General features: G+C 72.1%; 17 protein-coding genes. 12 read left to right on the top strand and 5 right to left on the bottom strand.

Features of this window, described 5'->3' with window-relative positions; genetic code table 11:
• The first annotated feature begins 28 nt into the window (after positions 1–28).
• The 12 genes from ACZ7L4_RS37955 to ACZ7L4_RS37900 all read left to right on the top strand — a co-directional run bounded on the left by ACZ7L4_RS37955 (position 29) and on the right by ACZ7L4_RS37900 (position 17,328).
• Positions 29–685 (top strand): D-sedoheptulose-7-phosphate isomerase, encoded by a 657-nt coding sequence (locus tag ACZ7L4_RS37955; protein ID WP_472109604.1) that lies wholly within the window; start codon positions 29–31, stop codon positions 683–685.
• Positions 682–3,162 (top strand): alpha-mannosidase, encoded by a 2,481-nt coding sequence (locus tag ACZ7L4_RS37950; RefSeq protein WP_472109603.1) that lies wholly within the window; start codon positions 682–684, stop codon positions 3,160–3,162. The genes ACZ7L4_RS37955 and ACZ7L4_RS37950 overlap by 4 nt, the downstream gene beginning before the upstream one ends.
• A 5-nt stretch (positions 3,163–3,167) precedes the next feature.
• Positions 3,168–5,618: a glycoside hydrolase family 2 protein gene (locus ACZ7L4_RS37945; protein ID WP_472109602.1), complete on the top strand. Its 2,451-nt coding sequence runs from the start codon at positions 3,168–3,170 to the stop codon at positions 5,616–5,618.
• Entirely contained in the window at positions 5,611–7,593 is a 1,983-nt protein-coding gene (locus ACZ7L4_RS37940; protein ID WP_472109601.1) for a hypothetical protein, read from the top strand. The genes ACZ7L4_RS37945 and ACZ7L4_RS37940 overlap by 8 nt, the downstream gene beginning before the upstream one ends.
• Positions 7,590–8,975 (top strand): GH1 family beta-glucosidase, encoded by a 1,386-nt coding sequence (locus ACZ7L4_RS37935; RefSeq protein WP_472109600.1) that lies wholly within the window; start codon positions 7,590–7,592, stop codon positions 8,973–8,975. Before ACZ7L4_RS37940 ends, ACZ7L4_RS37935 begins: the two co-directional genes overlap by 4 nt.
• Complete coding sequence (locus ACZ7L4_RS37930; protein ID WP_472109599.1) at positions 8,972–10,513, top strand: FGGY-family carbohydrate kinase; 1,542 nt, start codon at positions 8,972–8,974, stop codon at positions 10,511–10,513. The genes ACZ7L4_RS37935 and ACZ7L4_RS37930 overlap by 4 nt, the downstream gene beginning before the upstream one ends.
• 272 nt (positions 10,514–10,785) lie before the next feature.
• Positions 10,786–11,757, top strand: a complete 972-nt coding sequence (locus ACZ7L4_RS37925) for a hypothetical protein (protein ID WP_472109598.1) — start codon at positions 10,786–10,788, stop codon at positions 11,755–11,757.
• Positions 11,754–12,437: an aspartate/glutamate racemase family protein gene (locus ACZ7L4_RS37920; protein ID WP_472109597.1), complete on the top strand. Its 684-nt coding sequence runs from the start codon at positions 11,754–11,756 to the stop codon at positions 12,435–12,437. The genes ACZ7L4_RS37925 and ACZ7L4_RS37920 overlap by 4 nt, the downstream gene beginning before the upstream one ends.
• Complete coding sequence (locus ACZ7L4_RS37915; RefSeq protein WP_472109596.1) at positions 12,434–14,092, top strand: glycoside hydrolase family 13 protein; 1,659 nt, start codon at positions 12,434–12,436, stop codon at positions 14,090–14,092. The genes ACZ7L4_RS37920 and ACZ7L4_RS37915 overlap by 4 nt, the downstream gene beginning before the upstream one ends.
• 29 nt (positions 14,093–14,121) lie before the next feature.
• Positions 14,122–15,498 carry an extracellular solute-binding protein gene (locus ACZ7L4_RS37910; RefSeq protein ID WP_472109595.1) on the top strand — a complete coding sequence of 459 codons (1,377 nt, stop codon included), beginning with the start codon at positions 14,122–14,124 and terminating at the stop codon, positions 15,496–15,498.
• Positions 15,491–16,456, top strand: a complete 966-nt coding sequence (locus ACZ7L4_RS37905) for a carbohydrate ABC transporter permease (RefSeq protein WP_472109594.1) — start codon at positions 15,491–15,493, stop codon at positions 16,454–16,456. Before ACZ7L4_RS37910 ends, ACZ7L4_RS37905 begins: the two co-directional genes overlap by 8 nt.
• A complete protein-coding gene (locus ACZ7L4_RS37900; protein ID WP_472109593.1) occupies positions 16,453–17,328 on the top strand; it encodes a carbohydrate ABC transporter permease in 876 nt (291 codons plus the stop codon). Before ACZ7L4_RS37905 ends, ACZ7L4_RS37900 begins: the two co-directional genes overlap by 4 nt.
• Before the next feature lie 47 nt (positions 17,329–17,375).
• Here ACZ7L4_RS37900 and ACZ7L4_RS37895 read toward each other — a convergent pair whose 3' ends face one another.
• From ACZ7L4_RS37895 to ACZ7L4_RS37875, 5 genes are all read right to left on the bottom strand, one after another.
• Positions 17,376–18,482 carry a WD40/YVTN/BNR-like repeat-containing protein gene (locus ACZ7L4_RS37895; protein ID WP_472109592.1) on the bottom strand — a complete coding sequence of 369 codons (1,107 nt, stop codon included), beginning with the start codon at positions 18,480–18,482 and terminating at the stop codon, positions 17,376–17,378.
• 90 nt (positions 18,483–18,572) lie between these two features.
• Positions 18,573–20,657 (bottom strand): ABC transporter ATP-binding protein, encoded by a 2,085-nt coding sequence (locus ACZ7L4_RS37890; protein WP_472109591.1) that lies wholly within the window; start codon positions 20,655–20,657, stop codon positions 18,573–18,575.
• On the bottom strand, positions 20,654–21,559 hold the full coding sequence (locus ACZ7L4_RS37885; RefSeq protein ID WP_472109590.1) for an ABC transporter permease: 906 nt from the start codon (positions 21,557–21,559) through the stop codon (positions 20,654–20,656). The genes ACZ7L4_RS37890 and ACZ7L4_RS37885 overlap by 4 nt, the downstream gene beginning before the upstream one ends.
• A complete protein-coding gene (locus ACZ7L4_RS37880; RefSeq protein ID WP_472109589.1) occupies positions 21,556–22,506 on the bottom strand; it encodes an ABC transporter permease in 951 nt (316 codons plus the stop codon). Before ACZ7L4_RS37880 ends, ACZ7L4_RS37885 begins: the two co-directional genes overlap by 4 nt.
• Positions 22,503–24,377 carry a peptide ABC transporter substrate-binding protein gene (locus ACZ7L4_RS37875; protein WP_472109588.1) on the bottom strand — a complete coding sequence of 625 codons (1,875 nt, stop codon included), beginning with the start codon at positions 24,375–24,377 and terminating at the stop codon, positions 22,503–22,505. The genes ACZ7L4_RS37880 and ACZ7L4_RS37875 overlap by 4 nt, the downstream gene beginning before the upstream one ends.
• Positions 24,378–24,456: the final 79 nt, after the last annotated feature.

Genomic DNA, 24,456 nt, shown 5'->3' with positions numbered 1-24,456 from the left:
CGCCACCGCACCCCGCCCCTGGAGCACCATGTCCGCCCCGCCCACCGCCCGCCTCAGTCCGACGACCCAGATCGCCGAACACGTCGCCGCCGCGCAGCGCCTGGAGGAACTGCTGCCGACCCTGCGCACCGTCGGCGACGCGCTGATCGAGGTGTTCCGCCGCGGCGGCCGCCTCTACACCTTCGGCAACGGCGGCAGCGCCGCCGACGCACAGCACCTCGCGGGCGAGTTCATCGGCCGCTACCTGCGCGAGCGCCGGGCGCTGCCTGCGGTCTCGCTCGTCACCGACCCGTCCGTCGTCTCGTGCATCGGCAACGACTACGCGTACGAGGAGGTCTTCGCCCGCCAGGTCGAGGCCCTCGTCACCGGCGACGACATGGTGGTCGGCTTCACCACGTCCGGGCGGTCCGCGAACGTGATCCGGGGCCTGGAGGAGGCGGGCAAGCGCGGCGCGCGCACCGTCCTCTTCGCGGGCGGTGACAACGATGGCAGGCCCGCCGCCGCCCACGCGGAGCACGTCCTCGTCGCCCCCGCGCACACCACCGCCCGGATCCAGGAGATGCACCTGACGCTCCTGCACCTGCTCAGCGAGCACGTCGACGCCTGGGCCGCGGGCCCGGACGCCGCCGCCCACCAGCCGCACGATCACCACCCGCACGACCGCCGCCCGGAGGCCGCCGTATGACCACCGCGAAGCCCAACTCCCGCGACCGCACCCTGCACCTCGTCGGCAACGCCCACATCGACCCGGTGTGGCTGTGGCGCTGGCCGGAGGGGCTGCAGGAGATCCGGGCCACCTTCCAGTCCGCCGTCGACCGCATGGAGGAGTACCCCGACTTCGTGTTCACCTGCGACTCCGTCATGTACCTGGAGTGGATCGAGCAGCACGACCCCGAACTGTTCGCCACGATCCGCAAGCGGGTCGCCGAGGGCCGCTGGCAGATCGTGGGCGGCTGGTGGATCGAGCCCGACTGCAACATCCCGTCCGGCGAGTCCTTCGTCCGCCAGGCGCTGTACGGGCAGCGGTACCTGATCGAGAAGTTCGGCGAGGCCGCGACCATCGGCTGCAACCTCGACCCGTTCGGGCACAACGCGACGATCCCGCAGATCCTGCGCAAGTCCGGGACGGACGGCTACATCTTCCTGCGGCCGGGACCGCACGAGCAGGTGCTGCCCGGCCAGTTCTTCCACTGGGAGGCACCCGACGGCTCCCGCGTGATGGCGTACCGGCTGCCCCACGAGTACTGCACGCCCGGCAAGGACATCGGCAACCACATCGACAAGTCCCTCGCGATGATGCCGCCGGACGAGCCCGAGCTGATGGTGTTCTACGGCGTCGGCAACCACGGCGGCGGCCCCACCAAGGCCAACCTCGACTCCATCGCGCGCCTCGACGCGATCGGCGGCCTGCCGAAGCTCGAACTCTCGCACCCGGAGCGGTTCTTCGAGCGCGTCCGCGACCGCGAGGACGTGCCCGTGCACGCGGGCGAACTGCAGCACCACGGTCCCGGCTGCTACTCCGCCCACTCCGGCGTCAAGGCGTGGAACCGCCGCGCCGAGAACGACCTCCAGCGCGCCGAGAAGTGGGCCTCGGTCGCGGCGGCCGTGGCGGGGGAGACGTACCCCGTCGAGAAGCTGACCGAGGCCTGGAAGCTGGTCCTGTTCAACCAGTTCCACGACATCCTCGCGGGGACGTCGATCCGCTCGGCGTACGACGACGCCCGCGACGACTACGGCCGCGCCCGCTCCATCGCCGCCGACGTCTTCAACCGCGCCACCCAGGCCGTCGCCCGCCGCATCGACATCCCTCTCGCCGACGGCACCGTGCCCGTCGTCGTCTTCAACCCGCACCCCTGGGAGCTGGAGCAGGACGTCGAGGTCGAGTTCGCGCAGGCCGCCACCGTGCGCCTGACCGACCAGGACGGCCGGGCGGTGCCGGTGCAGCTGACCCGCTCCGAGGCCAGCATGATGGGCAGCCGCGGCCGGCTCGCGTTCCGCGCCACGGTCCCGGCGTTGGGGCATCGGGTGTACCACCTGGTGCCGGGGGCGGTTCCGGGGGAGGGCCCCGTGACCGCCACGGACACCACCCTGGAGAACGAGCACCTGCGCCTGGAGGTCGACCCGGCGAGCGGCTGGCTCAGCTCCTTCGTCGACAAGTCGACCGGTGCCGAGCTGATCCCCGGGAAGCCGGGCCCGCACGCCGTCGTCATCGACGACAAGAGCGACACGTGGGGCCACCGCGTGCGCGCCTACGACCAGGCCATCGGGTCCTTCACCGGGCGTCGCGTCCGCCTCGTCGAGTCCGGCCCGGTGCGCGCGGTGCTGCGCATCGAGTCGGTGTACGGCAGCTCCCGCATGGCGGAGGAACTGGTGCTCTCCGCGGGCGCCCGCTCCGTCGAGGTGCGCACCGCCGTCGACTGGCACGAGCAGCTCAAGACGCTCAAGCTGCGCTTCCCGACCGCGCTCACCGACGTCACCGCCACGCACGAGATCCCGTACGGCTTCATCGAGCGCACCCCCGACGGCACCGAGGAGCCCACCCAGGCCTGGGTCGACGTCACCGGCACCCTGCCCGGCGGCGAGCGGGCCGGCCTCACCGTCGTCAACGACTCCAAGCACGGCCACGACGTCACCGGCGCCGAGATCGGCATGACGGCGCTGCGCAGCCCCGTCTACGCCTGGCACGAGCCGAAGATCCTCGAGGAGGACGGCGTCTACGAGTACCTCGACCAGGGCCGGCAGGAGTTCAGGTACGTATTGCTCCCGCACGGTGAGGACTGGCGCGCGGCCGACCCCGCGCGGCGCGCCGCCGAGCTGAACCAGCCCTCGTTCGCGCTCCTGGAGACCTTCCACGAGGGGCCGCTCGCCCAGCTCCAGGCGCACGCCGACGACGGCGCGGGCAGCGTCCTCGTCACCGTCGTCAAGGGCGACGAGGACACGTCCGGCGATGTGATCGTGCGCGCATACGAGTCACGGGGCGCGACCGCGTCGGCGCGCATCGCGCTGCCGATGCTCGGCGAACAGCGGGTGATCGAGGCCGAGTTCGGGCCGCACGAGATCAAGACGTTCCGCGTGCCGGCCGACCCTGCCGCGCCCGTCACCGAGACGGACCTGCTGGAGCTCCCCGTGCCCGCGCCCTCGAACAGCTCGCCGGAGGCCTGACCCACGTGCACACGCTCGACGACGGCTGGGAGCTGCGGGCCTGCCTGGGGGACACCTGGCGCTGGCTGTGCGGCCCCGGCCGCCCGGACGGGGAACCCGGCTGGTTCCCCGCGCGGGTCCCCGGCTCCGTCCTCGACGACCTGCGCGCGGGCGGACAGATCCCCGACCCGTACGTGGGCACCGACAGCCTGCTCACCGAGTGGGTGCCGCAGCGTGCCTGGCTGTACCGGCGCGTCGTGGACCTGCCGTGCCTGGCGGACGGCGAGCGCGCGCTGCTGCGCTTCGAGGGCGTCGACCACGAGGCGACCGTCCTCGTCGACGGACACGAACTGGCCCACCACGAGGGCATGTTCGTGCCCTTCGAGGTGGACGTCAGCGCGTACGCGGACGGTGGGCCGCACCTCCTGGCCGTCGTCGTCCACCCGGCCCCGCCCGGCGAACCCCAGGTGGGCCGGACGGACCGGGTGCGCACCCACAAGACACGCATGAACTACGGCTGGGACTTCTGTCCGCGCCTCGTCCACCAGGGCATCTGGAAGCCGGTGCGCCTGGAGATCGCGGGCGCCGTGCGGCTGCGGGAGGCGGTGGTCGACGCGGACGGTTCGGGGCGTGTGCGGGTCGACGCCGCGGTCGAGGCGGCCGAGGCCGGGGTGCTCGGTGTGACGGTGCACGGCCCCGACGGCACGCTCGTCGCCCAGCGGGACGTCCCGTTCGACGCGGGGAACGGGACGGTGACGGCGGAAACGACGGTGGCGCACCCCCAGCTGTGGTGGCCCAACGGCCATGGCGCGCAGCCGCTCTACACCGTGACCGTACGGGCATCGGACGGCGAACCCGTGGTGCGCACGGTCGGCTTCCGCACCGTCCGACTGGTACCGAACCCCGGCGCGCCGGACGACGCCCTCCCCTACACGATCGAGGTCAACGGCCGCCGCATCCACGCCAAGGGCTGGAACTGGGTGCCGCAGGACGCGCTCTACGGGGTGCCGCGCCGAGGCCGGCTCGCGCATCTGCTGCGGCTCGCCGCCGACGCGCACGTGACACTGCTGCGCGTGTGGGGCGGCGGACTCGTCGAGACCGAGGAGTTCTATCAACTCTGCGACGAGCTGGGTGTGTTGGTGTGGCAGGAGTTCAGCCTCTCCAGTTCCGGAATCGACTCCGTCCCGGCCACCGGCGACACCTATCTCGACCTGATGGAGCGCGAGGCTCGGGCGATCGTCCCCGCCCTGCGCCACCATCCGGCGCTCGCCCTGTGGGGGCCCGGCAACGAACTCCACGACACGGCGAGCGCCACCCCGCTCGACGAGAAGACCTCCCCGGTCGTGGAACGGCTGGCCCGCGTGGTGTCCGAACTCGACCCCGACCGCGGCTGGTTGCCCGGATCGCCGTCGGGGCGCGACTTCCTCAACACGCGGGAGAACATCGAGCGGGCGCCCGACGGCCAGCACGATGTGCACGGCCCCTGGGAACACCAAGGTCTCGGCGCCCACCAGCAGTTGTACGACGCAGGAACCAGCCTGCTGCACTCCGAGTTCGGCGTCGAGGGCATGGCCAACCGGCGGACCTGGGACGCCGTGGTGCCCGCGGAGGCCCACTGGCCCACGGACCGCACCAACCCCGTCATGGAACACCTCGGCGCCTGGTGGAACAACACCCCGCTGGTCCAGCGGACCTTCGGCGGCCGGCTCGACAGCGTCGACCTGATGCGCCGGGCCAGCCAGCAGCTCCAGTACGACGGACTGCGGTACGCGGTGGAGGCGAACCTGCGGCGGGCGCCCCGCTCCTCCGGGGCCATCCCCTGGCAGTTCAACGAGCCGTTCCCGAACGCCTGGTGCACCGCCGCCGTCGACCACCGCGGTGATCCCAAGCCCGCCTACCACGGGGTGCGCCGCGCGTACCGGCCCGACCACGTGTGCGCGTCGTTCGCCACGCAGGCGTGGGCGGGGCACGAGCGGTTCGAGGCGCGGGTGGACGGGTGGCGGGACGGTGTGACCGTCGCGCGCATCGTGGCACTCGACGGGAGCGTGGTGCGGGAGAGTCGAGGAGGGGTCGTGGAGCTGGCGACGGACGAGCTGCCGGGCCCGCTGTTCCTGCTCGACCTCCAACTGCTCACGGACGGAAGTGTGTTCATGGCGGGGAACCGGTACGTCCACGGCGTCGGACCCGACCTCTCCGGCTACCTCGACCTGCCTGCCGCCCACGTCCGTCTCGACTGGACGACGGCGGACCGCCGCGCCCTGCGCCTCACCCACGTCGAGGGCCCCGCCGCCCTCGGCCTCCACCTCACCGACGCCCGGCCCATCGACACCCCCGGGTGGGCCGTGTTCGGCGACAACATGCTCGATCTGCTGCCCGGGGAGTCCGCCGAGGTGCCCGTCACCTGGCGCGACGCCCCAGAAGAGGGCCGCGCCGTACTGCTGGAAGGCTGGAATGTCGATGCCAGAGTCCTTGACTGAGCCGCAGGACGCCGTGACGCGGGTGCTCCGCGGCGAGGCCGACGGCCTCCTTGAACTGCCCTACGTCGTCGCCCTGTTGACCGCCGACGGCGACTGCCTTCCGGTGCCGGTCACGGCCGGCGACGAACCGTCGACCGTCACCGGGCGCGCCCACGGCTTCCACGCCACCCTCCGGCTCACCGGCGAGGGCCCCTCCCGGGACGCGGACCTCACCGTCCGCCACGAAGGGGCCGAACCCGTCGACGCCGGGCTCCGCGTCGAGCTGCGGCTCGGTGGCACCGACGACCCCGGGTGGCTGATCCCGGGCGCCTTCTACGGCGAGAACCGCCGCCCCGACTGCGCGCGCCCCTACCCGCGCTACGCCACGAGCGCCGAGGACCCCACGGGCCTCACCGCGTCCGCCTGGTCCTTCCGCGCGGACCGCTGCGCCACCCCCGCCGTCTTCGCCCGCGACCGGCGCGGCGGCGCCGCCCTCGCCCTGGCCGAGACCGGCCCGCTGGGGGAGCAGGGCGTCGGCTTCGCCCTGCTCGACGGCGACCGGCCGGCGCTGCGGCTGCACGCCCCGTACCGCGAGGAACCCGTCACGTACTACGGCTCCGGCACCCCCAGACCCGCCGACACACCCCTGCACACCTGGCGGCCCGGCGAGGAACACACCCTGCGCTTCACCGTGCACCTCCTCGACGCCGACCCGCACGCCTACGCGCGCGTACTGCGCGACCTGCACCAAGCCGCACCCGAGAGGGAGCCCGCCGCCTGGGTCGGCATCGACGAGGCCGCCGCGCTGTCCGCCGAGGGGCTGCACCGCTGGCACTACCGCAGCGATCCGCCCGTACTCCTGGAGACCGCCGCCTTCGACCGCGAAGCGCTCGGCGGCAGCGGCGACCGGCAGGCCATGCACGTCTCCTGGATCAGCGGCGTGCCCTACGCCCACGCCCTGCTGCTGCACGCCCGCAGGGTGGGCGACGCGGAGCGGGCCGCTGCGGCCGTCGCCGTCGTCGACCACATCTGCGACCACCTCACGCCCGGAGGCACCTTCTGGGGCCAGTGGTCCCGCTCGCGCGGCTGGTCCGCCGGGTGGACGGGCGACGCCGACCGGCTGCACGCGCGCACCCTCGGCGACGCGACGCTGTTCACGCTGCGGGCCCTGGTCGCCGAGCGGGCGCGGGGCCACGACCACCCGTCCTGGGAGGCGGCCGTGCGCGGCAACCTGGCCGCCGCGCTCGCCGGGCAGGACCCGGCCACCGGACGACTCGCCGCCGCACACGACGTGCACACCGGCAAGGCGCTCGACCACGAAGGGGCGGCGGGGCTCGCCTTCGTCGGCGCGCTCGTGGAGGCCGCGGAGCTCTTCGAGGAGCCCGCCTACCTGGAGGCGGCCCGGCTGGCGGGCGCCGCGTTCGCCGACGACGTGCGCTCCGAGTTCCTGTGCGGCGCCCCCGAGGACGTCTCCCTCGCTCCGACCTCCGAGGACGGCTACAACGCGATCATCGCGTACACGCTGCTCCATGAGGCGGGGGACCCGGAGGGGCGGTGGCTCGATCTGGCCCGGCGCGCCGCCGACTGGACCCTCACCTTCCGTTATACGTACGACGTCCGCTTCGACGAGCACACCTTCCTCGCCCGCTACGGCTTCCGCACCCGCGGCGCCGACCAGGCCTCGCCCTCCAACCAGCACCTGCACGCCTTCGGGCTGATCTGCCTGCCCGAGTTCGTGCGCCTGGCCCGGCACCTCGACGACTCCTACTACCTGCGCTCCACGCGCGAGAACCTCGACTGCTTCCGCCAGTTCGTGGCCCGCGCCGACGGCGACTTCAACGCCTACCGCGGCATGGTCAGCGAGCGCTTCTACCAGACCGAGTGCTTTCAGGCGAAGGGCATGCTGCTCACCCTGTCCCACGCCTGGTCGGCCGGCGTGCTGCTGTACGCCTGCGAGCGCGCCCGTGAACTCCCCGAATTCCAGGAGGCCTTGTGACGACGCCTGGCTTGCACTTCCCCGCGGGCTTCCGGTGGGGCACCTCCACCTCCTCGTACCAGGTCGAAGGAGCCGTCGACGCCGACGGGCGCGGCGAGTCGATCTGGGACCGGTTCTGCCGTGTGCCGGGCGCGATCGACGGCGGCGACACCGGTGACGTCTCCGTCGACCAGTACCGCCGCCGCGCCGACGACGTCGCGCTGATGGCCGAACTCGGCACCAACGCCCACCGGTTCTCGCTCGCCTGGCCGCGCATCCTGCCCGAAGGCGCGGGACGGGTCGAGCAGCGCGGCCTCGACCACTACGACCGGTTCATCGACGGGCTGTTGGAACGCGGCATCGAACCGCTCGTCACCCTCTACCACTGGGATCTGCCACAGGCCCTTCAGGAGCGCGGCGGCTGGCGGAACCGGGACACCGCGGAGCGGTTCGCCGACTACGCGGCCGTCTGCTTCGACGCGTTCGGCGACCGCGTCCGCGACTGGGTCACCGTCAACGAACCCTGGATCGTCGGACTGCTCGGCCACCAACTCGGCCTGCACGCACCGGGCGAGAAGGACCTCAAGGCCTCCGTCACCGTCATGCACCACCTGCTCCTCGCCCACGGCCTCGCGGTGCGCGAACTGCGGGCCACAGGGCGCGACGACGCCCGCGCCGGCCTCGCGTACTCGCTCTTCCCGCACACCCCCGACGACCCGGCGAACCCCGCCGACCGGGCCGCCGCCGAGGCCTCCGACGGCTACGTCAACCGCTGGTTCCTCGACCCCGTGCACGGCCGCGGCTACCCGGCCGACATGCGCGCCCACTGGGAACAGGCGGTGGGAGAACTGGACTTCATTCGCGCGGGCGACCTCGACACCATCGCGGCGGGCAGTGACTTCATCGGCGTCAACTACTACACGCGTCGCATCGTGAGCGCCCGGCGCGGCGACGGGCCGTGGCCCTGGAAGGTCGAGAAGGGCCGCCCCGACGTCGAGCGCACCGACCTCGACTGGGAGATCGTCCCGGACGACCTCGAGTCCCTGCTCGTACGCCTGCACCACGACTACCCGGGCGTGCCGCTCCTCATCACCGAGAACGGTGCCATCTACGGGGACGGGCCGGGCGACGACGGCCGCGTGCGCGACAGCCGCCGGACCGCCTTCCTGCACGCCCACCTCGCCGCCGTGCACCGGGCGATCGCCGCGGGCGCACCCGTGGAGGGGTACTACCACTGGTCGCTGCTCGACAACTTCGAGTGGGCGATGGGCTATTGGCCGCGCTTCGGCCTCATCCACGTCGACCGCGAGACCCAGCGCCGCACCGTCAAGGACAGCGGACGCTGGTACGCGGAGGTGGCCCGCTCGGGTGTCCTGCCGCCGCCGGACGGGGCCGGGCGATGAGCGGGCGCGCGCTCCTCGCGGGGCTCGACATCGGCACGACCCATGTGAAGGCCGTGCTGTGCGAGGCGGACGGGCGGGTCGTCGGACGAGGCACATCGCCTACTCCCTATGGGAGTTCGCCCCACACGCACCCGGCCGACGCGCTCGTCGCCGCCGCGCTCGGCGCCCTCGCGCAGTGCGTACGGGAGTCCGGCCGCGCCCCGGAGGCCATCGGCGTCACCGGGATGGCGGAGGCAGGCGTACCGCTCGACGCGGGCGGCCGCGCCATCGGCCCCGTGCGCGCCTGGTCGGACCCGGCACCCGCACCGCACGCGCAACGACTGGCGGACACCTACGGTGCGCATGAACTCCACGCTCGTACGGGCGTGTTGCCCAGCCCGAAGGTGCCGCTCGCCAAGTGGTGTGCGCTCGTGGAGGAGGACGCGGGGTTGCCCGCGCGCATGCGGACGTGGGCGGGCGCGGCGGATCTCGTCGCGCACGCGCTGACGGGGGCCGTCGGCACGGACGCCACGTTCGCGCAGCGCACCATGGCGTGGGATCCGGTCGAGCGCCGGTGGATCCCCGAACTGCTGGCGGAGGCCGGCCTGGACGTCGACCACATGCCGCGGGTGCGCGGGGCCGGAGAGCCGGTGGGACACGTCACGGCCGAGGCCGCGGGCGAGGCGGGACTGCGTGCCGGAACCCCGGTCGTCGTCGCCGGGCACGACCACCTCGTCGGCGCGTGGGCCGCCGGAGTGCGCGGGCCCGGACAGGTCGCCGACTCCATGGGCACGGCGGAGGCCGTCCTGACCGTCACGGCCGACCCGCCGGACCGGGCGCGCGCCGCCGCCGAGGGCATGTCGTGGGGCCGGCACGCCGACGGCGTCCACTTCATCGTGCTCGCGGGAGCGGCCAGTTCCGGGCTGTTGGTGGAATGGTTCTGCGACCGGTTCCTCGACGGCGCGCAAGGCCCGGCCCGTTACGAGGAGTTCGCCCGGCTCGTCGCCACGCTGCCCGCGACACCCTGCGGCCCGACCGTCACCCCGTACGCGCACGGCCGCAGCGCACCACGGCCCGATCCGCGGGCCCGGTTCGCGGTGCACGACCTGCGGATCGAGCACGGGCCCGCGCATGTCGCTCGCGCGATCTTGGAGGGCACGGCGCATCAGGCGCGCTGGATGACGGATACACAGGCGCAGCTGTGCGGGGGCGCGCACCCCGGCTCGGTGACGCTGCTCGGCGGCTCGACCCGGCTCGGCGCCTGGACCGCGCTCAAGGCGGCGATCGGCCCGTGGCCCACCCGGGTGTGCGCGGAACCGGAGGCGGCGGGGCTCGGCGCGGCGCTGCTGGCGGGCGCGGCGATCGGCCTCGACCGCCCGCCCGTCGCGCCGTCGCGTCCGCTGGTGCCCGATGCGGCGACGGCGGAGGCGCATCGGGTGCATCACCGGGAGAGGTTCCTGCCACTGGTCGCCCCACCTACGCCACGGGGCTCCGCCCCGGACCCCGCTGGCTCTCGTCCAAGTGCGGGGCTTGAAATGCCCACCCGCCGCCGGGGGTAGATCGGGTGGCCGCCGTCCGCCTTGGGCAATCTGCCGCCTTGGGCGGCAGGGTGGGCAAGGCGGCCCCCGGTGCAGCCCGCGCATGACGTCGGCTTCGCCCCCGTCGCAGCCGGCGCATGACGTCGGCTTCGCCCCCGATTCAGCCATCGCCCTCGGCACAGCCCGCACATGACGACGGCTTCGCCCCCGATTCAGCCATCGCCCCCGTCGCAGCCCGCACATCACGACAGCTCCGACCCCGATTCAGCCACCGACCCCGAGGAACCCCACCCATGACCCGCACCAGCACCACCCCCACGCTCGCCGGAGGCTCCATCGCCCCGGCCCACCTGGCCCGAGCCACCGGCACGTTCGCCATGGTCGCCGCCGACCAGCGCGACTCGCTGCGCACGATGATGGCCGAGCGCGCCGGAGTCCCCGGCAAGGACATCCCGCACGACCACATCACCGACTTCAAGATGGCCGTCGCCCGCGAACTCGGCCCGCACGCCTCCGCGTTGCTCATCGACCGCGACTACGGCTACCGACAGCTCATCGACGACGACGTGCTGCCCAGCTCCTGCGCGCCGATCCTCGCGGTCGACGTCCTCGACCAACTCCCCGGCCAGGCCGTGGAGGGCACGTCCCTGGACGAGGCCGTGGACACCGCCGCGGTCGTCGCCGACGGCACCCGCGGCCTGAAGCTCCTCGTCATCTGGCGCCGCGACGGCCGCCACGAACAACGCGTCGAACTCGCCTCCCGCTTCATCGACCTGTGCCGCTCCGCGGGCCTCGCCTCCGTCCTCGAACCGGTGGCCCGCCCGACCGCCGGCGAAGAGGACACCTTCGTCCTCAACGACGCCATCGTCGACGCGGCCCGCGAACTCGCCCCGCTGCGCCCCTCGTTGTACAAGTGCCAGGTCCCCGACGGCGGCATCGGTTCGCTCGACCACCTCACCGAACAGTCCGCCCGCATCGACGCCGTCGTCGACGTCCCCTGGGTCGTCCTCTCCCAGGGCGTCACCGCCGCCGACTTCCCGACCGCCGTCGAGGCCGCCTGCCGCGCCGGCGCCTCGGGCTTCCTCGCGGGTCGCGCCCTGTGGACCGACGCCCTCACCGGCGACCGCGACGCGGCCCTCCGCGGCCCCAGCACGGACCGGCTCCGCCGCCTCGGCGACATCGTGGACACCCACGGCCGCCCGTGGTGGGACACGGCCGCGGCCCGCGACGGCGAGGCCGCCTCCCGCGCGGAGGCCACGGCATGAGCACCCGCACCCCGCGCGTCTGCGTCCTGCACACCGTCGCAGCACTGCCCGCCACGTTCGACCCGTTGCTGCGCGAACTCGCCCCGCACACACGCCCGTACCACGTCGTCGACGAGAGCCTGCTCGCCGACACCGTCGAGCACGGTCCGCTGCCCCGCACCGCAGCCCGCCTCGCCGCCTACGTCCAGCAGGCCGAGGCGGCCGGCGCCGACGCCGTCCTCGTGACCTGCTCGTCCGTCGGCCCGTTCGCCGAACAGGCCCGTCCGCTCGTCGGAATCCCGGTGCTCCGCGTCGACGAACCCATGGCCGCCGAAGCCGTCCGCACCGGCAGCCGCATCGCCGTCCTCGCCACGCTCGACTCGACGCTCACGCCCACCGCTGACCTGGTGCGCCGAGCGGCCGACGCGCAGGGCCGGGAGATCGTCCTCACCACGACCGCCTGCCCCGGCGCGTACGAGGCACGGACCGGCGGCGACCAGGCCCGGCACGACCGCCTGATCGCCGCGCAGGCCCAGCGGCTCGCCGCCGACCACGACGTACTCGTCCTGGCCCAGGCATCGATGGCGAACGCGCTTGCCGCGCTGCCGGAAAACGCACTCGGCGTGCCCGTCCTGACGTCGCCACGCTCGGGCACCGCCCAACTCGCCGAGCTTCCGGCCCAGAAGGGGGCAACCCCGTGACCCGGGACGACGCAGCCTGGTGGCGCTCCGCCGTCATCTATCAGATCTACGTCCGCAGCTTCGCCGACAGCGACGGCGACGGCATCGGCGACCTGCCCGGCGTCACCGCCCGCCTGCCGCACGTCGCCGACCTCGGCGCGGACGCCGTGTGGCTCACCCCCTTCTACCTGTCACCGATGCGCGACGGTGGCTACGACGTCGCCGACCACCGCGACGTCGCCCCCCGCTTCGGCACCCTCGCCGACGCCGACGAACTCCTGGCCCGCGCCCACGCCTTGGGCCTGCGCGTCATCATCGACATCGTCCCGAACCACACCTCCGACCAGCACACGTGGTTCCAGCAGGCCCTCGCCGCCCCGCCCGGCAACGGGGCCCGCGACCGCTACGTCTTCCGCGACGGCCGGGGCGACGGCGGTTCGGAGCCGCCCACCGACTGGCAGTCCGTCTTCGGCGGCCCCGCCTGGACCCGCGTGCCCGACGGCCAGTGGTACCTCCACCTCTTCGACGGCACCCAGCCCGACCTCGACTGGAACCACCCCGATGTCGTCGCCGAGTACCACGACATCCTCCGTTTCTGGCTCGACCGCGGTGTGGACGGCTTCCGCTTCGACGTCGCCCACGGCATGGCCAAGGACCTCACCGAACCGCTGCGCGACCTCGGCCCCGACCAGGTGCACCACCGCATCGTCGGCGACGGCTGGCACGGCAAGCACCCGTTCTGGGACCGCGACGAGGTGCACGCCCTGCTGCGCGGCTTCCGCGAGGTCACCGACGCCTACGAACCACCCCGCGTCACCGTCGCCGAATCCTGGGCCGCCCTCGACCGGCGCGGCCACTACGTCCGCCCCGACGAACTCCACCAGGCGTTCAACTTCGACTTCCTCGGCGCCGACTGGCAGGGCCCGACGCTGCGGGCGACGATCGACCGCTCCCTCGCCCTCGCCGCCGAGGTCGGCGCGACCCCCACCTGGGTCCTCTCCAACCACGACGTCGTCCGCCACGCCTCCCGCCTCGCCCTGCCACCCGACACCGACATCGAGGCCTGGCTGCGCTCGGGCGGTACCGAACCCCGCGTCCCGCCGGCCCTCGCCGCCCGCCGCGCCCGCGCGGCCGCACTCCTCCTCCTCGCCCTCCCCGGTGCCGCCTACCTCTACCAGGGCGAGGAACTGGGCCTCCCCGAGGTCGCCGACCTCCCGGCCGAAGCCCTCCGCGACCCGGTCCGCCACCGCTCGTCCGGCACCCGCAAGGGCCGCGACGGCTGCCGCGTCCCCATCCCGTGGGCACGCACGGGCCCGTCCTACGGCTTCGGCCCGGCGGCCCCCTGGCTACCCCAGCCGCCATCCTTCGCCGCCCTGTCGGTGGAGTCCCAACAGGCGGACCCGGCAAGCACCTTGGCCCTCTACGGCGAAGCCATCACCCAGCGCCGCACCCTCCTGAGCCCGGACGCCCAGGTCACCTGGCACTCCGCTCCCACCGACGCCGCCCTCGACTTCACGGCCGGCTCCCTGCGCTGCATCGCCAACCCGTCCACCGAGCCGGTACTCCTACCACCGGTCCCCCCGACCCTCACCAGCCTCCCCCTCCCACCCACGGCCCGCCTCCTGCCCCCGGACGCCACGGCCTGGTACCGCGTCGACACCGACATTCCTTCCTGACCCGCACTCGCCCCACCCAGGAGCCCGACGTGTCATCCGAACCCGCGCCAGCGCCAGGCCCGACCCGCCGCACCTGCCTCGCCGCCGGTGCCGCGACGGTCGGTGGCCTCGCCCTCACCGGCTGCGGCACCGCCTCCGGTGACAGCCGCTCCCTGCGTGTCGCCTACCCGTTCTGGGGCGCCGACGACATCGTGCACCGGCAGATGCAGGACACCGCCCGTGCCTTCGAAAAGGCAGCCCCGGGCCGCCGTGTCGAACTCGTCCCGATCCCCGACCAGCAGGGCAACTTCGCCACCAAGATCGAGCTCATGCAGCGCTCGGCCCCCAGTGCCCCGGACGTCGTCTTCCAGGACACCGTGATGACGAACGCCGACGCCCAGGCCGGCTATCTGCGGCCGCTCGACGTCCACCTCGCCGGCTGGCCGGACTGGCGCCACTTCGACGCCACCGCCCGCTCGGCGACCCGCGGCAACGACGGGCACCTCTACGGAGTCCTCACCGGCACCGATGTCCGCGCCGTCCTCTACGACAGACGCGTCTTCGCCGCCGCCGGCCTCCCCGCCACCTGGAAGCCCGCCACCTGGGACGACCTCCTGACGGCGGCCCGGACCATCAAGCGTCGCGTGCCCGACGTCGTCCCCCTCAACCTGTACGCCACCAAGGCGCTCGGCGAGGCCACCACCACGCAGGGGCTGCTGATGCTCCTGTACGGCACCCGCGACGGCTTTCACGACGCCCGTACCGGAAAGTGGGCGGGCGACACACCGGGCCTGCGCTCCGGCCTCCGTTTCGTGAACACCGTCTTCCGCGAGAAGCTCGGCCCCACCCCGCAGATGCTCTACAACCCCACCATCCGCGACAAGATGGTCAGCGAACTGCTGCCCCACGGCAAGGTGGGCATCGCGCTCGGCGAGGGCTCCTGGACACCGAAGACCTGGATCAAGGGCGGCGCGGCCCCCTGGCCCCAGTGGAGCGAACACATCGGCATCGCCCCGATGCCCAGCGAGCACGGTCCGCACCATGTCAGCCTGTCCGGCGGCTGGATGCTCTCCATCGGAGGCCACAGCACCACCCCCGACGCCGCCTTCCGCTTCATCGCGCTCGCCGCGAACCGCACCCGCGCACTCCAGTACGCGGTGGAGAACGCGCAGATCCCCGTGCGTGGCGATGTGCTCGACGACCCCCGCTACCGCGAGGCCTCACCGGGCAACGCCACCTTCGCCGGCCTGCTGAAGGTGACCCACTTCCGGCCCACGCAGGCCGAGTACCTCATGGTGTCCAGCCGTGCCCAGATCGCGATGGAGGACGTCATGACCGCCCATGCGACACCCCGCGAAGCGGCCCGGGCGTATGCCGCCGGGCTCCGCGACGACCTCGGCGCAGACAAGGTACGAGACCGTGACTGAAGCGACCGCCACGCTCCGCACGAGCGAGACACCCCAGCTCCGCGACCGCAGAGGGCCATTCGCTCCGCGCGGTGGCTCCAGTGGACCCGTCCGGCGTCGGCGCGCCCGCGCCCTCCCGCTCCTCCCGTCCGTCGTCCTCCTCGCCGTCTTCTTCGTCGGCCCCGTCCTGTGGTGCGTCTACGCCGCCTTCACCAACACCGCGCTCACCGGGACGGCCGCCCGCGACCCGCAGTTCGTGGGGCTGCGCAACTTCACCCGCCTCCTGGGCGACCAGCAGTTCACCCTCTCGATCCTCCTCACCCTGGTGTTCGCCCTCGCCTCCGGCGTCCTCGGCCAGAACGGACTCGGGCTCGGCCTCGCCCTCCTGATGCGCGGCCGGGCCCGCTGGCTGCGCAGCCTCCTCGGCGTACTGCTCGTCGGCGCCTGGGTGCTGCCCGAGATCGTCGCCGGGTTCACGCTCTACGCGTTCTTCTCCGACGGCGGCACCCTCGACACCGTCCTCGTCTCCCTCCATCTGCCCGCCCCCGACTGGCTGGTCGACCACGCGATGCTCACCGTGGTCCTCGCCAATGTGTGGCGCGGTACCGCCTTCTCCTGGATGGTCTACACGGCGGCGCTCGACGAGATACCGCCCGAGATCGAGGACGCGGCGGCCACCGACGGTGCGTCCGGCCTCGCCCGCCTGTGGTGGGTGACCCTGCCGATGATCCGGCGCTCCGTGTTCACCAACCTGATGGTCGTCACCCTGCAGACGCTCGCCGTCTTCACGCTGATCTTCGTGCTGACCGGGGGCGGCCCCAGTGGCGCGACCGAGACGGTGCCGCTGTACATGTACCAACAGGCATTCAAGTTCTTCCAGTTGGGCCAAGGGACGGCCATCGCGCTCGTGCTGCTCGCGCTCGGCGGCGTCTTCTCCTTCCTCTATCTGCGCCTTCTCAAGCCGGAGTTGAACCGATGACCTCGCAGCCGCTCTCCTCGCTCCCTCCGCTCTCCCTGACGAGACTGAGCGCGCCGCGACGGTCCGCCTCCAGCACGCTCGTGTACGTGGTGCTCCTGGCTGTCGCCGTGTGCTTCGCGGCCCCATTCATCTGGCTGCTCGTGGCGTCCTTCGACGCGGACGCCACGGCGAGCGCCCGCGTGCCGCACCTGACTCTGGGCAACTTCGGCGCGGTCCTCAGCTGGGACACCAGTGTCCGCCCCATCCTCAACAGCCTGCTGATGTGCGGGGGAGCGGCGCTGCTGAACATGGCCGTGTCCGTCCTCGCCGCCTACCCCCTGTCCCGCTACCGACTGCGCTTCAAGCGCCCGTTCCTCTACGGCGTCCTGTTCGCGACCGGCCTGCCGGTGACGGCCGTGATGGTCCCGGTGTACGAGCTCTTCGTACGCCTCGCGCTCGTGGACTCGCTGTGGGGCACCACCTTCTTCCTGGCCACGGCAACCCTGCCGTTCTCCCTGTGGCTGACGAAGGGCTTCATGGACGGGGTACCGGTGTCGCTCGAGGAGGCGGCCTGGGTCGACGGGGCATCGGGCATGCAGTCACTGCGTCATGTCGTGCTGCCACTGATGGCGCCCGGCATGGCGGTCGTGGCCGTGTTCACCTTCATCGGCGCATGGGGCAACTTCTTCATCCCGTTCGTGCTGCTCCAGTCACCGGAGAAGGAGCCCGCGGCCGTGGGCCTGTTCACCTTCTTCGGGCAGTACGGCACGGTCGCATACGGCCAGCTCGCCGCCTACTCGATCCTCTACTCGGTCCCCGCGGTCCTCCTCTACGCCCTGGTCTCCCGCAAACTCGGCAACGGCTTCGGCCTCGGGGGCGGGCTCAAGGGCTGAGCGGACCCGGCCCCCGGGCCCCGGGCCCCGCCCCGCCGGCTACCGCCTCACCCCACCACAGCCGCCCGCACACACAGCACATCCGGCAAATGCGACGCCACCTGTTCCCACGTGTCGCCATCGTCCGCCGACGCGAACACCTCGCCGTTGCGGTTGCCGAAATAGACGCCCGCCGGGTCGTTGTCGTCCGTGCACAGGGCGTCGCGGAGGACCGTGCCGTAGTGGTCCTCCGGGGGCAGGCCGTGGGTGAGGGGTTCCCAGGTCGTGCCGGCGTCCTGGGTGCGGTAGACGCGACAGCGGTGGTCGGCGGGGACGCGGTCGATGTCCGCCGTGATGGGGAAGATGTACGCCGTGTCCCCGCGGTGCGGGTGCGCGGCCGCGGCGAAGCCGAAGGTGGAGGGGAGGCCCTCGCCGATGTCGAGCCACTTGCCGCCGCCGTCGTCGCTGCGGTAGACGCCCCAGTGGTTCTGGAGGTAGAGGCGGTCGGGGTCGGCCGCGTCCCGCGTCACCTTGTGCACGCACTGGCCGAACTCGGGGTTCGGGTCGGGGAGGAAGACCGCCGCCACACCGTTGTTCGCCGGGGCCCAGCTCTCCCCGGCGTCCGTCGTGCGGAAGACGCCGGCCGTGGAGACCGCGACCGTCACCGCGCGCGGGTCGCGCTCGTCCGTCAGGATCGTGTGCAGGCCCTCCCCGCCGCCGCCCGGCACCCACTGGGAGCGGGTGGGGTGCTCCCACAGCGGGCGGCACAGTTCGAACGTCTCGCCGCGGTCCTCCGAGCGGTACAGCGCCGCCGGCTCCGTGCCCGCGTACACCACGTCGGGTTCCGAGGCGGAGGGGTGCAGCTGCCAGACCCGCTCCAGTGAAGTGCCGGTGAACTCGGGGAACTTGACCGCGGGTTTTGGCGGCTCCGTCCAGGTGCGGCCCAGGTCGTCCGAGTGGAAGACGGACGGCCCGTAGTGCGCGCTGTCGCCGCCCGCGAGGAGCCGGGTCCGCTCCCCGCGGGTGTCGATGGCGACCGAGTACACCGCCTGCGCGTTGAAGTACGGGCTCTCGTCGAACTCGAACGACCCCGAACCCGCCCCCGAGCCGCCCACGCGCTTGCGGCCCAGAAAGAGGCCTTTGCGGGTGCCTACCGCCAGTAGTACGTCAGTCATGCCGAACCTCCGAAACGTCGTTGTCTCCAGGTATCGGTCAGTCTGCACCTCGGCACTGACAATGGCCCCCGCACAGGGAATCGGTGCAGGTCAGGGCGGTGGCGGAACCGCAAGCGGGAAGTGGCACGCCACCCGGTGGCCCGCCGAGTTCGGTGTCGACACCGGCGGCTCCGTCGTCGCGCAGACGTCCTGTGCGATCGGGCAGCGGGTGCGGAACCGGCAGCCCGACGGGGGCTTGGCCGCCGACGGCGTCTCGCCCGTCAGCGGCGCTCCCGCGGAGTCCGCCTCCGGATCCGGCACGTTCACCGTGTCGAGCAGGCCGCGCGTGTAGGGGTGCAGCGGATGTGCGTACACCTGCTCCGCCGGGCCCACCTCCACCAGCTTGCCCAGGTACATCACGCCGACCGTGTCCGCGAGGTAGCGGACCACCGCCAGGTCGTGCGAGATGAACAGGTAGGTGAGGCCGCGCTCGCGCTGCAGTTCCCGCATCAGGTTCAGGATCTGTGCCTGCACTGAGACGTCGAGCGCCGACACCGGTTCGTCGGCCACCACCAGGTCGGGAGAGAGCGTCAAGGCCCGTGCCAGGCCAAGTCGTTGGCGCTGGCCGCCGGAGAACTCGTGCGGGTAGCGGTGCACCGCGCCGCGCGGCAGGCCCACCGCGTCGAGGAGTTCGCCGATCAGCTTCTCCTGCTCGGCCTTGTCGCCGACGCCCTGGATGACGAGCGGCTCGCGCAGGATCTCGCCGACCCGCATCCGCGGGTCCATCGCCGCCGTCGAGTCCTGGAACATCAGCTGCACGTCGCGGCGGTGCGTCCGGCGTTCCGCGCGCGACAGCGACGCGCGGTCCCGGCCACCGAACCGTACGGAACCCGCCGTCGGCTCCTCCAGGCCCGCCACGATCCGCCCGAGCGTCGTCTTGCCGCAGCCCGACTCGCCGACCATGCCGAACGTCTCGCCCTTGCGGATGCTCAGCGACACCCCGCCGACCGCGCTCACCGTGCCGCGGCTGCGGGAGAACGGGCCGCCCTTGAGGGGGAACTCCTTGACGAGCGCGTCGAGTTCGACCAGTACGTCGCCGGGGGCCGACTGCGAAGGGATCGAGGGCGGCGCGATCACCTCGTCCGGGTCCGCCGCCTCCGCCTCGTGCGGCACCGGGTGGAAGCACGCGAACCGGTGCTCCGCGCCCTGCACCTCGTCCTCCTCCAGGAACGGCTCAAGGGTCCGGCAGTCGTCCGTCGCGAACAGGCAGCGCGGCGCGAACCGGCACCCGGTGGGCCGCACCGTCAGGCTCGGCGGCAGGCCGGGGACGGTGTGCAGCTCCGTCGCGTTGTCCGCCGCCCGCTCGGGCAGCGCCGCGAACAGCGCCTCGGTATAGCGGTGCCGGGGGCGCGCGAACAGGCCGCGCACGTCCGACTGCTCCGCCACCTGGCCCGCGTACATCACGGCCACCTTGTCGACCCGGTTCGCGATGACACCGAGGTCGTGCGTGACCAGGATCATCGCCATGCCGAGCCGCTCGCGCAGATCGTCGATGAGCTCCAGGATCTGGTGCTGCGTCGTGACGTCCAGGGCGGTCGTCGGCTCGTCCGCGATCAGCAGTTTCGGCTCGCAGACCAGGGCCATCGCGATGGCCACGCGCTGGCGCATGCCGCCGGACAGCTGGTGCGGATACGCCTTCATCCGCTCGGCCGGCTGCGGCATGCCGACCAGGCGCAGCGTCTCCTCGGCGCGCGCCCACGCCTCCTTCTTGGTCACGTCGCGGTGCAGCAGGAGCGGCTCCGCCACCTGCGCGCCGATCGTCATCGTCGGGTTCAGGGAGGTCAGCGGGTCCTGGAACACCATGCCGATGGTGTTGCCGCGCACGTCCTGGAGGACCGGCGCGGGCGCCGCCGCCAGGTCCTGTCCGTCGAAGAGGATGCGGCCGCCGGTGACCTCGCCGCCGGGCGGCAGCAGGCCGAGGACCGACAGGGCCGTCATCGTCTTGCCGCAGCCGGACTCGCCGACGATGCCGAGGGCCTCGCCGGGCGCGAGGTCGAGGGAGACGCCGTCGAGGGCGTGCACCGTGCGGTCGCGCGTGGCGATGTCGACGCGGAGGTCCTCGATGCGGAGCAGGGGAGTCGTCATGGTCGTGGTGCGGCCCTTCTCGCCGGTCGAATGCCGTGGTGCGTACGTCACTTGCGCAGCCGTACTTCGAACGCGTCGCGCAGCCCGTCGCCGATGAAGTTGAACGCGGCGACGACCAGGACGATCGCGATGCCCGGCGGGAAGATCAGCCACCAGTAGCCGTTCTGCGTGTAGGTGATGCCGGAGGACAGCATCGAGCCCCAGTCGGCGGACGGCGGCGGGATCGACAGGCCGAGGAAGGCCAGGTAGCTGACGTAGAGGATGGCGTCGGCGATCTGGAACGTGCAGTTGACGATGACCGTGCCGATGGCGTTCGGGACGATGTGCTTGAAGACCGCGCGGGCGCCGCCTCCGCCCATCATCCGCATCGCCTGCACGTACTCGCGGTTGCGCAGCGACAGTGCCTCGCCGCGCACGAGGCGGGCGGGGGAGAGCCAGGCGACGCCCGCGATGATGAGGATCAGGATGCCCTTGCTGGGCGTGATGATCGCGGCGACGACCACGAGGAGGAACATCGCCGGGATGGCGAGCGCGGCGTCGGTGATCCGCATCATCGTCGCGTCGACCCAGCCGCCGAAGTAGCCGGCGACGGCGCCGTAGACGGTGCCGAACAGCGTCGCCAGGAGGCCCGCCGCGAGGCCGATCTCCAGGGACGTCTGCCCCGCGACCATGAGCCGGCCCACCATGTCGTAGCCGAGGTCGGTGGTGCCCAGCAGATGCCCCGATGCGCCGGGGGAGAGATTCGCCCGGGACAGGTCCGTGTGGACCTGCTCGGTCGGGTGGAGCAGCGGGCCCAGGTAGCAGAAGGCCAGGAGCAGGACGAGCAGGAGCACGCCGCCCAGGGCCAGCTTGTTGCCCGTGAACACGCGCAGGGTGCGGCGGGCCAGCGAGGGAGTGGCCTGCGCGGCCTCCTCCTGCCCGGGTATGGCAGAGGTCGTCACCGTGGTGGTCATGACACGCTCCGGATCCGCGGGTCGAGGACGGCGTACAGGATGTCGGTGAGCAGCGAGCCGAGGACGGTCGCGATGCCGACGACGAGGGTCACGCCGAGCAGGACGGGGAAGTCCGAGCCCTGCGCGGCGTTCCAGAACAGCAGCCCCATGCCGGGGTAGTTGAACATCGACTCGACGACGAGGGCGCCGCTGAACAGCGTCGGCAGGTAGAGGCCGAGGAGGGTGGCGAGCGGGATCAGGGCGTTGCGCAGCACGTGCTTGACCATGATCCGGCGGCTCGACTGGCCCTTCGCCATGGCCGTGCGCACGTACTCCTCGGTGAGGTTGTCGAGGACCGCCGAGCGCATGTAGCGGCTGAACATGGCCACGATGCCGAACGCCATGGTCACCACCGGCAGGATCAACCCGGTTATGTCGCCGAGCAGTTCACCGATCGTCTCGCCCTGCGGGGCCTCCGCCGGGAAGATCGGCAGCACCTGCGCGAACAGGATGATCATGATGAGGCCGAGGAAGAACACCGGCGTCGCGTACATCAGGAACGCGAGACCGGTCAGCGCGTAGTCGGACGCCTTGCCGCGCCGCACCGCCTGGAGCAGGCCGAGCGGCACCGCGATGATCACCGCGAGGACCGTCGACATGAGGGTCAGCAGCAGCGTCTTCGGCAGGCGCTGGGTGAGCAGGTCGATCACCGGCGAGTTGAGCTTGTACGACTCGCCGAGGTCGCCCGTCACCAGGCGCTTCAGGTACATCAGATACTGCGTCGGCAGCGAACGGTCGTAGCCCTGCACGTGGTTGAAGTGCTCGATCTGCTGCGGCGTGCCCTTGGGGCCGAGGATCGCGCGGGCGGGGCCGCCCGGCAGCAGGTGCAGCAGGGTGAAGACGATGATGGAGACGAGGAACAGGACGACGAGCGCCTGAAGGAAACGCTTGACCAGAAAGCCGGTCACTGATCGGCCCCCTTCTTGACGTTCTTGGAGTCCTTGGATGCGGAGTCCTTGACGAAGTACCAGTGCGACGGCTGGAAGGTCACCGTCGGGTTCTGCTCGATGCCGCGCAGGTCGTTGCGGATGACCGACACCTGGTAGGCCGGGTTCGGCATCCACATCACGGGCAGCTGCTCCGCCAGGTACTCGCCGTACTCATGGATGGCCTTCATGTCGGGCGCGTACTGCACACCACGGATGAGGCGGTCCGCCTTCTTGTCGCTGTAGTTGCCGAAGTTGGAGGAGGCCCCGGTGGAGAAGAGCTGCTCGCCGCTCGGGTTGAGCGGGTAGTACCAGCTGCCCGCGGTGCCGAAGAAGGACATGTCCCAGCTGCAGCCGGGGTCCTTCGCCTTGCACGGAACGGAGTTGCCGAGCACGGAGTTGAGCGGCTGCTGGCGGACCGTGAGGTCGATGCCGGCCTTGCTGAGCGAGGACTTGAGCTCCTGCATCATGTTCGTCGTCTCGGTCGAGCCGGACTGCGAGAGCAGGGTGAGTTCGAGCGGGTCGTTCTTCCCGATGCCCTTGCCGCACTCGTCGTCACCGGTGCCGGGCCGGGCGCAGCGCGCCGTACCGTCGACCGTCCTCCAGCCGTGCGCCGACAGCAGCGACTTCGCCCTGGAGACGGAGAACGGGTACTGGTTGTGCGCCATCTTCTTCGACAGGTACTGGCTCTTCGGCGTGACCGGGACAGGGCCGAGCGTCGCGGTCGCGCTGCCCTGCCAGATGACCTCGCTCATCGCCTTCTGGTCGACGAGGTGCTGCATCGCCTGCCGGATGTAGAGCTGGTTCATCTCCGGGCCCGCGTGCGTGGAGTTGAAGTTGTAGACGATGTAGGTGGCCGCCCAGCCCTCCCACGGGTCGACGCGGTACCCCTTGTCCTCGAACTTCTCCTTCTGCGCCATGACCGACGGCGGGATGTAGCCGTAGTCGACGCCGCCGGAGCGCAGCACGTTGTACTCGGAGTCGGCGGTGGTGAACGGCTTGAAGACGACCTTGTCGAGGTGCGGGCGCTCCGACTTCGGGCCGGTGTACTTCTCGTTCGGGACGAGCGTCACCTGCCCGTTGTCCTGCCAGCCTGCCAGCTTCCAGGGCCCGTTGACGGTCTTCCACAGCGGGTCGGTGCCGTACGAGCCGAGGCTCTTGGCGTGCCGGGTGAGGCGGGCGAAGACCGCCTTGGCGCCCTTCGTGGTGCGGTCGAAGTCGCCGACCTTTCCGCCGTCGGCCTTGGCGTCCCAGGCGTGCTGCGGCAGGGCACGCATGTAGTAGAGCTGGTTCGCCGTGAACCAGTCGGGGTTGTACGCGCGCTTGAGGTGCAGCCGTACGGCGTGGTCGCCGACGAGCTCGAACTTCTTGACGTTGTCCGGGATGTTGCCGACCGAGTAGCCGCCCCAGTCGGCTTTGTTCGCCTTGACGAGGTTGAACCAGAACTCGAGGTCGCGGCCGGTCACCTCGGTGCCGTCGGACCACTTGACGCCCTTGCGCAGCGGCACGGTGACCGTCCTGTTCCCGTCGCTGTACTCGGGCTTCAGGCCGAGCGTGCTCGGGCCGTGCGTGACCAGTTCGCCCTTCTCCTGCACGGCGTCGTACACGGGCAGGTAGAGCTGGGACTGGATCGCGTAGTTGTAGGAGCCGCCGTAGCCGGGGGCGCCGATCGGGAAGATCCAGTTCGGGGTCGCCGCGGGCGGCAGGGCCATGGTGGCCGTGCCACCCTCGACGGGGGTGCCGCCCGTGCGGCCCATGGCGATCCGGCCGGCCTCGTGCGTGCAGCCGGAGAGCGCCACGAGCGCCGCCGCGAGGGCGAGCGCGGCGGACGCCTTTGACCTGAGGGAACGCATGCCGAAGGGCCTCCAAGGGGACGGGATCCAGCCCCGTGTGAAGATTCGACGAGGGGCGCCCGAACGCTAAGTCGACCGT

Source organism: Streptomyces sp. NPDC107575, from assembly GCF_055657265.1.
Note: the sequence above shows the minus strand (reverse complement) of the source record. Positions and strands in the feature narration are given on the sequence as shown.